General features: G+C 43.1%; 12 protein-coding genes. 1 reads left to right on the forward strand and 11 read right to left on the reverse strand.

Translation table 11 applies throughout. The features are described from left to right. Nucleotides 1–293 precede the first annotated feature (293 nt). On the reverse strand, nucleotides 294–1,247 hold the full coding sequence (locus tag EGC80_RS15455) for a hypothetical protein (RefSeq protein WP_124013099.1): 954 nt from the start codon (nucleotides 1,245–1,247) through the stop codon (nucleotides 294–296). Nucleotides 1,248–1,539: 292 nt separating this feature from the next. Between EGC80_RS15455 and EGC80_RS15460 the strand changes: the two genes are divergently transcribed. Continuing rightward, nucleotides 1,540–3,297: an acyl-CoA dehydrogenase C-terminal domain-containing protein gene (locus EGC80_RS15460; RefSeq protein WP_124013100.1), complete on the forward strand. Its 1,758-nt coding sequence runs from the start codon at nucleotides 1,540–1,542 to the stop codon at nucleotides 3,295–3,297. 267 nt (nucleotides 3,298–3,564) lie between these two features. Here EGC80_RS15460 and EGC80_RS22460 read toward each other — a convergent pair whose 3' ends face one another. The 10 genes from EGC80_RS22460 to cybH form a co-directional block, all read right to left on the reverse strand. Then, nucleotides 3,565–3,729, reverse strand: coding sequence for a hypothetical protein (locus tag EGC80_RS22460; protein WP_164839476.1), 165 nt, complete (start codon nucleotides 3,727–3,729; stop codon nucleotides 3,565–3,567). A 75-nt stretch (nucleotides 3,730–3,804) separates the two neighbouring features. Then, a complete protein-coding gene (locus tag EGC80_RS15465) occupies nucleotides 3,805–4,149 on the reverse strand; it encodes a hydrogenase maturation nickel metallochaperone HypA/HybF (protein WP_101031240.1) in 345 nt (114 codons plus the stop codon). After that, nucleotides 4,149–5,156 carry a hydrogenase expression/formation protein HypE gene (gene hypE, locus EGC80_RS15470; protein ID WP_124013101.1) on the reverse strand — a complete coding sequence of 336 codons (1,008 nt, stop codon included), beginning with the start codon at nucleotides 5,154–5,156 and terminating at the stop codon, nucleotides 4,149–4,151. The genes EGC80_RS15465 and hypE overlap by 1 nt, the downstream gene beginning before the upstream one ends. Further along, nucleotides 5,146–6,273, reverse strand: coding sequence for a hydrogenase formation protein HypD (hypD, locus tag EGC80_RS15475; protein WP_124013102.1), 1,128 nt, complete (start codon nucleotides 6,271–6,273; stop codon nucleotides 5,146–5,148). Before hypD ends, hypE begins: the two co-directional genes overlap by 11 nt. Then, a complete protein-coding gene (locus EGC80_RS15480; RefSeq protein WP_101031246.1) occupies nucleotides 6,273–6,512 on the reverse strand; it encodes a HypC/HybG/HupF family hydrogenase formation chaperone in 240 nt (79 codons plus the stop codon). Before EGC80_RS15480 ends, hypD begins: the two co-directional genes overlap by 1 nt. A 2-nt stretch (nucleotides 6,513–6,514) precedes the next feature. Then, complete coding sequence (gene hypB, locus EGC80_RS15485) at nucleotides 6,515–7,234, reverse strand: hydrogenase nickel incorporation protein HypB (protein ID WP_101031248.1); 720 nt, start codon at nucleotides 7,232–7,234, stop codon at nucleotides 6,515–6,517. Nucleotides 7,235–7,434: 200 nt separating this feature from the next. Then, the gene (hypF, locus tag EGC80_RS15490) at nucleotides 7,435–9,801 is read right to left on the reverse strand and encodes a carbamoyltransferase HypF (RefSeq protein ID WP_124013103.1); all 2,367 of its coding nucleotides are present in this window, start codon (nucleotides 9,799–9,801) and stop codon (nucleotides 7,435–7,437) included. Nucleotides 9,802–9,855: 54 nt separating this feature from the next. Next, nucleotides 9,856–11,820: a NiFe hydrogenase gene (locus EGC80_RS15495; protein WP_124013104.1), complete on the reverse strand. Its 1,965-nt coding sequence runs from the start codon at nucleotides 11,818–11,820 to the stop codon at nucleotides 9,856–9,858. After that, nucleotides 11,807–12,361: a HyaD/HybD family hydrogenase maturation endopeptidase gene (locus tag EGC80_RS15500; RefSeq protein WP_124013105.1), complete on the reverse strand. Its 555-nt coding sequence runs from the start codon at nucleotides 12,359–12,361 to the stop codon at nucleotides 11,807–11,809. The genes EGC80_RS15495 and EGC80_RS15500 overlap by 14 nt, the downstream gene beginning before the upstream one ends. A 15-nt stretch (nucleotides 12,362–12,376) precedes the next feature. Next, a complete protein-coding gene (gene cybH / locus EGC80_RS15505; RefSeq protein ID WP_101031256.1) occupies nucleotides 12,377–13,045 on the reverse strand; it encodes a Ni/Fe-hydrogenase, b-type cytochrome subunit in 669 nt (222 codons plus the stop codon). Nucleotides 13,046–13,059 lie beyond the last annotated feature (14 nt).

A 13,059-nucleotide genomic window follows, 5' to 3' on the forward strand; every position in this document is an offset into this window, starting at 1 on the left:
ACGATATAGAGGTTTACACAACATTGTTCATTACTACTATCAAGACGGTAGCCGCGCGGGCACCTGCGTGAGCCGTTTTCTTGCCACCATGCGGCACTTATGTCGTTGCCACTGAACATCAAGATCGAGTACTTGTGTTCGCGCACCGCGCCGTTGTTTCAAGTCTTTTAGTTTTATGCCTACGCTAAAGATCCTGTCTATGAAGCAAGGCGCAGTTCACCGGATGCTTACGCATGTTTTAGTGGTGAACGTTCATCAACATGACCGTTAGGTGTTATTCGGTAGGATCATAATTAATCTTGTTCTAATTCGGGATGTACCTGCTTTGCCGTTAACGCAATCACTTGTTGGCAATATGCTAAGTGATGACGAATCGTATCGAGGTATTGTGATGCTTGATAGTCAATTAGATACCAATTACTGGCTTGAGTTTCTGGGTATTGGTTATAAAACAACGACTCGGCCATGATTAAGTCGCTTTGGTTGGCGTAGGTTAACCATTGCACGCTGGGTAAATTACTCAGTGCGGCTAACAATGCATATTGCACATCAAGATTGTCTGGTTGCTCAGTGGTCACTTGCAGGGCTAAACGCTGGGCGACGACAAACTTCGGATCGGTGTTATCGGGCGTTAATACTTGATTTTGACGGCGGCGGACTGCATCACTTAATAACACTTCAAATGGGTTAATTTCAACGGGCTCTGTCGTATTATCGTAAGTAAATGCAGTCGTTGCATCATCTACAAACAATTCTGGCCACTGAATATTATTGCTGGTGAGTTGCAAACCTAAAGCAATACGACGCTCACCTAACCAATTATGCACCATACAAGGTAAATACTCAGAAGAAGGCATTTCTGCGGGTCTTGCTAATGAAGGTAACAAAGACATACGTTGTACATTGACCTGTTTTGCTATCAGCGCCATTAATAAAATAGTCACCAATCCAGAAGAAGGCCAACACTTAAGTTGCGGGTCGAGTGTTTCACTCACTTCGGTTAACAATGACACTAATTGATTGTTATCTGGGCTGTTACTGACAACGAAGGCTTGACGTGAGCCTAGATAAGGGCCGTTACAAATATTAATCACCTTATCGGCCTCATGTTGAGTCCCGTTAAAAATGAAAGTATGTCCAATTTGGGCTGGCTGCCAATCACCCATTGAATTGCCTATGACAGTGACCTGCTGATAGTGCTCAGATAAAGCTGATGATGGGCCGTGTTCTTCATTAGGTGTATGCATAAAAGTGCGGTTCACTATTGTTAAATATCAGGGCTGTTTATCTCTCGTGTTCGATGCGGTGAGTAAGGTCAACAGATCTTAATCAAATAAGGTGCTAATTCTGTGAGCTAAGTAGTAATTGTAACTCATTGGAACCTTATTGGGTTGAGAAACATAAACTATCGGCATTAAGGTTTGGCACGAGTCGACATGGGTCAAATTATGGTTAGATAATTGCTAAAAAGCTTTTCCTTTTGTGACACTTTAGTATAAATTAAAACAACTGTTTTAATTATTCGTTTAAGAGACTCTTATGAACCCATACCAAGCCCCGTTAAAGGACATGCAATTTTTATTGGAACAGGTATTTGATGCACAAGCTACGTGGGAACAGCTTCCTGCTATGGCAGATGCTGTCGACATGGATACCGCACTCGCCATTCTAGATGAAGCCAATAAGATCAGCCGTGATCTGCTTCACCCTTTAAATCGCAGCGGTGATGAGCAAGGAGTGGTTCATAAAGGCAACGACATTATTACCCCTGATGGTTTTAAGGAAGTGTATCAGCAGTTTTCTGAAGGCGGTTGGGTCGGTCTATGTGGTGAGCCTGACTTTGGCGGCATGGGTATGCCCAAAATGCTCGGTGTATTAGTTGATGAAATGGGCTATAGCGCCTGTAACTCATTTACTTTGTACAGTTCACTTACTGCAGGTGCTGCATTGTGTATTAATGCTCATGCAAATGATGAGTTAAAACAAACTTATTTACCCAATTTATATACTGGCCAATGGGCTGGTGCAATGGACATGACCGAGTCTCACGCAGGTTCAGATTTACGCGGTATCCGCACCAAAGCAGAACCTATTGATGATGGCAGTTATTCGATTACCGGCAATAAGATTTTTATTACCGGAGGCGATCAAGATTTAACAGAAAACGTGATCCATTTAGTCTTAGCCAAACTGCCTAATTCAAAAGGTATTTCATTATTTTTAGTGCCTAAAATCAGCGTTAATAGCGACGGTAGTTTAGGTGAAGCCAATGGGGTGACGGTAGGGTCTATCGAACATAAGATGGGTCTTAAAGCGTCTGCTACTTGTGTGATGAACTACGAGAATGCCAAAGGCTTCTTAGTGGGTGAGCCCAATCGCGGTTTAGTGTGTATGTTTACTATGATGAACTACGAGCGTTTAGCGATTGGTTTGCAAGGTTTAGGTAACTCGCAAGCGGCTTATCAAATGGCCAGCGATTATGCCAAAGATAGGTTACAAGGCCTTGCTGCTGAAGGTTCCGCAACCGGTGCAACGTCAGATGCGATTATCGTCCATGGCGACGTGCGTCGTATGTTACTCACTATTCGTGCGCTGACAGAAGCGGGCCGTGCGTTATCGGTTTATACCGGTAAGCAGTTAGATTTAGCCAAATATGCTAGCGGCGATGTGCAAGCTAAAGCAGCAAAATATGTTGGTTTACTCACTCCGGTATCAAAAGCATTTTTAACAGATCGCGGACTAGATGCCACCATAATGGGCCAGCAAGTATTTGGTGGTCATGGCTATATTCGCGAAACGGGTATCGAGCAGTTTGTACGTGATACCCGCATTGCGCAGATTTATGAAGGCACTAACGGTATTCAAGCGATTGATTTCTTAGGGCGTAAAGTTACCGGTGATAACGTGGCAACCTTGACGCAATTTGCGGCTGAGGTGAATGCCAGTCTTGCAGGCTTAACTCACCCAAGTGTTGAGCATAAAGCCATGGTAAACCAAGTGTTTGATGAGTTACTGACCACAGCTAACTACATTAACGCTAACAAAAAATCACAACCAGCATTAGTTAATGCTTGTGCCGTCGACTTCTTAGATGCCTTTGGTTACGCGGTATACGGTTATTTTTGGTTATTGATGGCTGATAGAGCTTCAAACCATGAAGACCCGTCTTTTGCTGCTCAGAAGCAGTTTGTGGCTGATTTCTATATGGATAAGTTGTTATCAAAAGCTCAATATCATTTATCACAAGTTAATCAAGGTGATAAATCGATTATGGCCATGCCAGCAGAAATGTTCTAACGGTTTTATTTGGATTGTTCAGCTACAAAAAAAGCCTTCATTTGAAGGCTTTTTTTATCAGTGGCGTTATCTCATGGTTCATCATTGTTACAAGCTATGTTGACGCAATCCATCCTGACGCCAACTATGTCAACGTCGGATTGTGTAAATGATGTCGATAAAAATGATGGCTGTGCCGCAATAACTGCTTAGTCATAACGACCTAGCATGACCATCCCGTCATGATTATTAATCTAACCCGAGACTGATTATTCTCTCAAGTTGTGGTTACTTAGTCCGTTTCCAATAAACAAATGCCACGATAGCCACTAACATAATTGCTGGGCTGAGCTGAGCGAAATGATGAAACAAGCCCATGCCACCATGTCCCTCATGTGCCATCGCAATAGTTGGCATAGTGGCAAGGATAAAGGCAATTGATAAATATTTCATGGTGTAGTCCTTCTTTTTTTAAAGTTACTCGGGTTATTAGGTTAGGGTATTTTAATATTACTATTAGTTAAAAACTTACGTGTCCATAACGAGTTGCATTAACATCATGTCCTCACCGTCAATCACTTTGGTGTGATTTGACTGGCAAACGGGGCAAATAATAGTTCGTTCATCGACTTGCGATTGCTGTTGGCATTGATTGCACTGCAAAACTAATGCTTGAATATTGATGATTAATTTTGCCTGGTGACAAATACTGTCTAATTTAAACGTTTCAAACGCTTGAGACAGTAGGGCTGGCTCAACGCCACTTAACACACCAATTTTCAGTTCAACTTGCTCAATCCGTGTGGCTTTATGTTCCAAAGCCAGTGCTTCGCATTGTTCCATTAGTGACATCACAATCGAGTATTCGTGCATTAACAGATCCTTGGCAGTAATTCACCTTGCGGTAAATCTAAATAGCGACTGCTACCCCAAGGCGTCTGCAACACCACTTTGCCAGGATGACTCTCAGTCACTTGGCCAATAATAGCGGCGTGTTCGCAGTGGCCATATCGCTGCATAACTTCAATTGCGCCTTGGGCTATATCCATTGGCAGCGCCATAATAAAGGTGCCCTCATTGGCTAAGTCAAAGGGTTCAAAGCCAAATAACTCACATAAGCCTTTCACTTCGTCACAAATAGGAATGCTGGCTTCCTCGACGTTAATGCCAATCTGCGACGCTTTAGCCCACTCATTTAACACTGCAGATAATCCACCTCGTGTGGCATCACGCATTGCATGCATTTTGATATTGGCAATCAACAGTTGCTCAACAATGGGCCATAAGGTATCGCAGTCACTGCATAAGTCAGACTCAAGCGTTAAGCCATCACGGGCCATTAAAATTGCCGCGCCGTGGCGGCCAATATCTCGAGAAACAATAATGGCGTCGCCCACTTGCAAATTACGTGCTGAAATATCGGGATTTAAAATACGGCCTACGCCAGAGGTGTTAATAAATAGTCCGTCGGCACAGCCTTTAGGCACCACTTTAGTGTCGCCACAGACAATTCGTGCGCCAGACTTATGTAATTCAGCGGCCATGCTATTGACTATGGTGTTGAGGTCATCCAGCGGAAAGCCTTCTTCAATGATAAAACTACAACTTAAGTATTCTGGTTGCGCCGCCATCATGGCTAAATCGTTTACGGTGCCAGCAATCGCTAATTTGCCGATATCGCCACCGGCAAAAAATAACGGTGACACGGTAAACGAGTCGGTAGTAAAAGCAATGTGACCACACATGTTCAATTTGGCCGCGTCTTCTTGCGAGGTCAAAATAGGATTATCAAAGGCTTTAAAAAACAGATCGTGAATGAGTTGATCCATTTCTTTACCGCCACCACCGTGGCTTAGTTGAATTGTTTTTTTAGTTGGCATGACTCACTTCTCCATAGCGGTAATAGGCATTACACGCGCCTTCCGAGCTCACCATACAGCTGCCAAGCGGTGTTTGCGGTGAACAGCCTCTACCAAACACTTTGCAGTCTTTAGGGTTAGCCAATCCACGTAAAATATCGCCACACATACAGGCTTTATGATCATCAATTTCGGTTGTGGGTAAAACTTTGACATAAATGCGCTCGGCATCGCGATGATGATATTCAGGGCGCAGTGTCAGTGCCGAATTAGCAATAGGACCTAGTCCGCGCCAACGAAAGCTATCACGAACCATAAAATATTTGTCGACGAGTTGTTGAGCGGCTAGGTTGCCCTCATAACTCACGGAGCGACTATATTGATTATCAAGTTCAGCTTTGCCGGCGACTTTTTGGGTCACAATTCGTAAAATAGACTCCATAACATCCACGGGCTCAAACCCTGATACCACCACAGGTGTTTGATATTGATCAACCGTAGATTGATAGATTTTGGCACCGCTAATCACGCTCACATGCGCCGGACCAATAAACGCGTTCACTTTACTGCGACTATCAGACATCACTGCATCAATGGCAGGTGGCACTAGCACATGGTTAATATGAAATAACAGATTATCAATTTTCAACGCTTCAGCTTGTGCCAATAAGGCGGCGGTCATTGGTGCAGAGGTTTCAAAACCAATGGCAAAGAAAATGACCGTTTTGTCAGGGTTATCTCGGGCAATCGTTAAGGTATCCAATGGATCGTATATTGGCCTAATATCGCAGCCTTTAGCGCGAAACTGCGCCAAGCTGCCCATTGAACCCGGTACTCTGATCATGTCGCCTAAGGTCACTAAAATGGTATCGGCTTGAGAGGCAAGGGTGGCCGCATGGTCAATTCGCTCTTTGGGCATAACGCAAACAGGACAACCAGGACCATGGATAAATTTGATGTTGTCTGGTAATAGCTGTAATAAACCGTACTTCATAATGGTATGGGTATGACCACCACAGACTTCCATAATGTTAATTTGATCGTCGGTTTTGGCCGCTTCTTGAGCAATCAATTGCGCTAAATGACGAATAGTCTGTGGATCACGAAACCCTTGGTAAAAGTCATTAAGCGTAATCATTATTCTGACTCCAATTGCATTTCAGTAATAATTTGTCGATACAACTCGAGGCTTTCCTGGGCATCATTGTGGTCAATTTTATTCATCACAAAGCCAATGTGGATTAATACAAAGTCGCCTAGTTCTAGTGGGTCGCTTATTAAATGGCAACTCACTCGACGTTTAACGCCAAGAGTATCAACTGTCACTGTTGCATCGTCATGAATTTCAACTACTTTTGATGGTACGGATAAACACATAACTAATATTCCTTATGTTCATCAAACCATGTGGCCAAGGTGTTCATTGAGTCAGAATCTTTCACTGACACAACTAATAACTCAACATTAGGGTTTAATTTACTTAACTGTGCTTTGGCCTCATCAATACTAAAATCAAAGTAAGGTAGCAGGTCAGACTTAGTGATAACGACTAAATCTGCTCGGCGGAACATTACCGGATACTTCTCAATTTTGTCATCACCTTCCGGCACTGATAACAACACAATATTTTTATGAGTGCCGACATCGTAACTGGCTGGGCACACAAGATTACCCACATTTTCAACGAAACAAATATCAACATCATCTAAATTGATGTGATGCAGTGCGCCGTGAACCATAAAAGCATCAAGATGACAGGCTGATCCGGTTTGAATTTGATAGGCGTTAATGCCTTTGGCAATTAAGCGGTCGGCGTCGCGTGAGGTTTCAAGATCGCCTTCAATTACGGCATAGCGTGCATCAAGATATTCATGTAAACATTCTAAAAGACTGGTTTTACCGCTGCCTGGGCTACTCATTAAATTAAAGGCGCTGACCTGATGAGCCGCAAAGTGATCACGATTGTGCTGCGCTTCTATATCATTTTTATCCAATATTTTATGAATAACAGCTAAGGTCTTTTTATCATTAAGCTGAGGATTACTATGAATAGTATGCTCATGATCATGAGTAATTGAACAGCCGCAGTCTTTACACATAATATATTCCTTAACCTTATTTGTTATGATTATTAACTAGTGTCGGTGAAGTGGTTAAAGGATTCTTTGATACACATCAGCTTTTGCAACAAAGACAGAGAACAACACGGTTGTTGAGTAAATAATGTGAGCGGCGCCGCAATTTATTGTTAGTGAACACTCGTAATGTATTCTTCAAGGTGCTTAAGCAGCCGATATGCCTAAGCCATATGATGAATGGCATACCACAATTGACCTAAAGCAATCCCGCCGTCATTAATAGGTATATGACCACTGGGTAAAAATTGCCGTTCACCGCGTCGACAATCATCAATGCACTGGGAGAGTAATGTTTTGTTTTGAAATACACCGCCACAAAACACCTGCGGTAACTGCGGATATTGTTGACCGATGTGATCAAGTTGCTGGCTGATAGCATCAATAAAATGCCAGCATACTTGCTGTTTAATGTAGGGTGTCTGTGAGTGGTTTATCGCCAGGTTCACCAATTGAGTAATAAAGTCACTGCTGTGCCATTGAATGGGCTCAGGATCATTGTGGCTGACGGTGTTGAGCATTATTGATAAAGGCTGCCGTTTTGGATGATTGCTATAGTCATTGGCTGCCGTTTCAATCATCATGCCTGCTTGGCCTTCATACTGCGAACTGCCAATAAAGTCTAATGCGACAGCAAGGGCATCAAATAAGCGCCCAACTGAGCGGCATTCAATGCAATGGCTGTTGTTATGCCATAACTGGTATAAATTAGTGACAGTTTTCTTGCCCTCATTTTGTATTGCGGCAATGGGAAGCGCTAGCACCTGTTGCAGTGTCATCTGTTCAAATAATAATGCCAGCAGGATCCTAACAGGGTGCTTAATGGCTTGTTCACCGCCAATGAGCTTAAATGAACTAAAGTGCGCCACAGTGGTAAAACCGTTAACATCAGCCAGCATCACTTCGCTGCCCCATAAAACGCCGTCATCTCCCAAGCCTGTGCCATCAAAACTGAATCCTAATACTTGATCCGTACGCTGGTGCATTGCCATAACCGACAACACGTGGGCGAAATGATGTTGTATGCCAATACAGTGCGATTGCGGCAACTTATGCTCAGATTGGTAGTTTACAGCCCATTGGGTTGGCGCATATTGTGGATGATTATCATGCACAATATGGCTAGGGTTGAAGTCATACAAACGCTTAAAAGTGGCTAAGCTTTGAGTGAAATAGTGCTGAGCTTCAAGACTGAATAAATCACCAATGTGTGGCGACACAATCAAATTATCGGCAAAACCAAAGGCAACGGTGTTTTTTTGTTGTGCACCGACTGCCAATACACTGTTTTGGCTGTCTGATAGCATGGGGGAGTGAAGATTAATGGTTAGCGGCGCATAGCCGCGGGCCAATCGAATAACTTGAACTTGCTCGTCAATCACTTGCACCACGCTGTCATCACAGGCATTAATAATGGGTCGGTTATGGTCGAGGATCCCATTGATCACGTGGCCTAAATGCTGCTCTATCTCAGCGATATTACCGATAATGGGTTCACCACTGCGATTGGCACTGGTTGCCACAATGGGTTTGTTCAAGCGTTGCATTAATAAATGGTGTAATGGTGTGTAGGGCAAAAACACCCCAAGTCGATCAATACCAGGCGCGAGCAATGGACTCAATTCGATATCACTATGCTGACGTTTTTGCATCAAGGTAATCGGTTTCTCTGGGCTGGTTAATACCAACCATTCTGCTTCAGTGCCACTGACACATAATTGTGCTTGGGCTAAGTTTCTCACCATAATGGCCAATGGTTTGGCCGGACGTTGCTTACGTTGGCGTAGCGCCATAACGGCATCATTATTCGTGGCATCGCACACCAAATGGAAGCCGCCTAAGCCTTTAATGGCCACAATTCCGCCACGGTTTATCATTTCAACGGCCTGTTCTAAAGGCATTAACATAGATGAATCATAAAGAAATTCGGCGCTAGCATTGATGACGCTAAATGATAATTGTGGGCCACAATGTGGACAACTAACCGGTTGGGCATGATAGCGTCGATTGAGCGGGTCGGTATAAGCATCGCGGCAATTATCGCACATGACAAAGTCAGCCATGGCGGTGTTGCATCTGTCATAAGGCAGGGCATTAATAATAGTATAGCGCGGACCGCAATTGGTACAATTAGTAAACGGGTACTGATAGTGGCGATTATGAGGGTCGTTAATGTCATCGAGACAATCTTGGCAAATACTCTTGTCTGCCGAGATGGCCACTTTTGCATGCTCACCTGCAGAAATATGACTATCGATAATACTAAATCGGTGAAATATGCTTAATTGAGGTTGATGAGTCAGTTCAATAGCATCAATCCGTGCTAATGGCGGTGGCGAATGAGTTAAGGTTTCAATAAACTGCTCAATGATCTCACTGCGTCCCTGCAGCACAATCGTCACCCCAAGATGATTATTCAGTACGCTGCCGACTAAATTTAATTGGTGTGCGAGACGGAACACAAAGGGCCTGAATCCGACCCCTTGTACAATACCTTTAACAATAATGGTAACTTGTTGTGCTGGTTTCATAACAACCCTATCTCATACAAGGATAAGCAACAGCTGATATACTTAAGATAGCTCTTATCCACGACGTTGTTTGAGATATAACCCACCTATTGCGATATTGACACCATCAAAATCCAATAATGGATTGACCATCAGCGGGAAGTTTTTACCAATTCGTAATTGCACTCGATCAGTTAACACTGGGTTGGCAAATTCACTGCCAGCAATAATCAACTGTTTTATGCCAATATTTTGATCTAAATGTTCTATCCAATGGCTTAAGTAGTCAGCGAACGAGTCATGAAATGCAAAGGCTAACTTGGCTAAGTTAGTTTCCCCTGCTAACTTGAAGCTCATTAATGTGCCAAGGGTTTTACACCAATTAAGGCTGCGATGTGCAGCACCTTTGGTGAGTGGGAAATCAATTCGTGGTGCATTGTTGCCATGATGCGACATCGCCAACGCGATAAATTTATCTGCAAGTTCTGTTACCGTGACTCGCTGAGCTGTTTCTACCGGATAGGCGCCAATGATTAGGGTGGCGACCGCCATTAATTGTGACAGTGCCCCATCGTCTGCCTGAATGTGCAAATCCAATAATTGGTTATACTCGGCTGGAAATAACTGTTTAAATTTATCCAACAGACTTTTTTGCGGTGACTCAGACAAAGACTGACAGATCTCATAGCCCGATAACGGTAGCTCAGGCATTTCAAAAAATAAATCGGCCTCACTTTGGCTGTCTAGAGTGACAATTTGGCAAGCGTTGCGTTGGCTGAAATACAATACCGCAGCATGTTTTACAAATTGTGGTTTATTATTTTTTTTAGTGGAATGACATCGTAATAGCGCCGCATTTAACGCACACAAGCTAGTGGATATAGGTGCACTCTCCTCACTTGAATTCTTTGCAGTTGCACTGACTAACCTTGATGATGCCGGCTCGATGGGACTAACTTGCCATGCTATTGATGTTTTGGTGGTGTTAGCCGTAAACGTATGTTGGTCATCTTGGTAATGATTTTTATCGTGTAAGCAGGTCACGTTAGTGGGTAAAGGTATCGCGCCATTGCCTAGGGTGGTAATGGGTAACCAATGTTGATTAATACTCGCCAAACGCAATGGTTTATCGACAAGGGCATCTCGGCTGGTATGTGGATCAATATCGGTAGTGACATGCACCCAATTGATGCCTTTTTGGCGTAGCACTTCCGTGAGTATGACTAACAAACGATTTTCGGCAAATTGAATTTCATACAACGGCGCCAATAAACTGGGATGATCGCTACTTGGTCGTACTCTAAGTAATGGTTTTTCGATACTAGATAAGGCCAACACTTGGCTGTCATTAACGATAAAATGGCTATTGAGCGAATTAGGATTACAGATCAATATTCGTGGCCGTTGGTATTGAGCGGCTTGGTTTTCTGGCAATACAGCCTGTGATGATGTTGTGCCTTGAACGTCTGCATTTGGTTGAATTACAGGCGTTAATATTTTTGTTGGTGGCGTTAACCACAAGGTTAGCCCAAGAATAGGCAAGGGGAGCGATTTATCCGCGATTAAGCGGTTTGTCATTGTGGTAATGTCAGTCTGAGTTAATGATTTTTCATCACGGCTCAGCTTTTCATGACCCATACAGTGAGAACACTGCAGATTAATATCACCAAAAGAAGACTGTTGATTATCGCCAAATTTAGGTTGGCAATGCTGGCAAAAATACAGCGGCAACCCAGAATAGTTCGATTTAATATCAAACGGCTTATGCAGCCCACTGTGCTGTTCAATGCGTTCAATATGGGTGTCGAGTAGCCAAACGGATAATAAAAAATCATTGGCGATATCATCGGCAAACGCTTCTAATTCGGCTTGTGTGGCAAAGGCTTCAATAAAGTAACGTATATGATCCGTTTTAGGATCAAATACTTTACCAATGCTTATATTAAGCTCATTGCGATCGAGATATTGATTACACAAGTGCTCATACAAGGGCACAGGGCGTTGACATACAAAATCAAATCGAATGTTATGCATCGACATAGCAACCTCGCTTATAGGCATCAGGAATAACTTGATCAATGGTAATATCATTCACAATCTGCAGGCTAAACCCTAAGCTGGTCAAATGAGCTAACAGAGCGCGTTCCATCACCGGAATGGCGGCATGTAAATCTGGAGTGAGTCCCAAAATCATTGGTTCTATGACGGTTGGGGTCACGCCTAATACAAACGTTTGCGGCCTATCACCGACAATGTCCATCATGTTGAGTGTTTGCAGCATTTCCACTTCATGAGCACTACCTTGCCAATCGATTTCTGCAGGGGCGTGATCAAAATCGAAAAAGTACACTTCACCCGGAGCAACACCGACACTATTGACCGTATCGACCACAATTAGCTGGTCGTACTGGCTTATCATCGGAATAAGACCTTGGGCTAAGGTGCCACCATCAACAATATCTACATTGTCTGTTGGGTGGCTTAATTGGTATTTATCTTTGATATAATTGACAAAATGTACGCCGACTCCTTCATCGGCGTACAATACATTGCCTATACCTAACAGCAATATTTTTTTCACAATGATTAACTCACCTTATTTATGATCTTTGTGATAATCATAGCCAGAAACAATTGAATCGACTGAATTATGTTTAAAGCGAATACCTGCCCACACCGCCATATACACATGGATCACTACAAAAATAATGAAGGCCCACGTTAAATAATGATGATAAATCCGCAGTGGTGCTAAACCACCACAAAGAGCCGTTATCCATGCCGATACATCGCCAAGCATTCCGCCTACACCTAAGTGGTACACATTGGCGTAAAGCACTAAGCCTGTGATGCAAATAATCAACGCAACAAACGAAATGGCCACATAGGTCATAAACTGTAATGGCCCGTAAACCCCAGCTTTGTCTAATTTACCCATCCAAAGATAAGATTTTAATTGCGCAATCCAGCTTTTTATACTCAACACATCTTTAAACGAACGTCTTTCGATGTTATTTCGACTAAAGAAAAACAAGTAAAAACGCACAAAGGTAATGCTGGTCAGCAAAAATCCGAAAATGATATGAGCAAACCGGATCCAACCTTGCACCAATACATCTGAGCTAGCAGGCGCCACTAAAAATGGCCACGAGATATAAAACCCAGTGATCACTAATACCAAAATCGACAGCGCACGCAGCCAGTGAAATATTCGAATCGCTGGAGTAAATATCAACTGCCTATTATGGGTTGCAATATGTTCCATACTTTTATCCCTCC

It is taken from the genome of Shewanella psychromarinicola (genome assembly GCF_003855155.1).
Lineage (GTDB): Bacteria > Pseudomonadota > Gammaproteobacteria > Enterobacterales > Shewanellaceae > Shewanella > Shewanella psychromarinicola.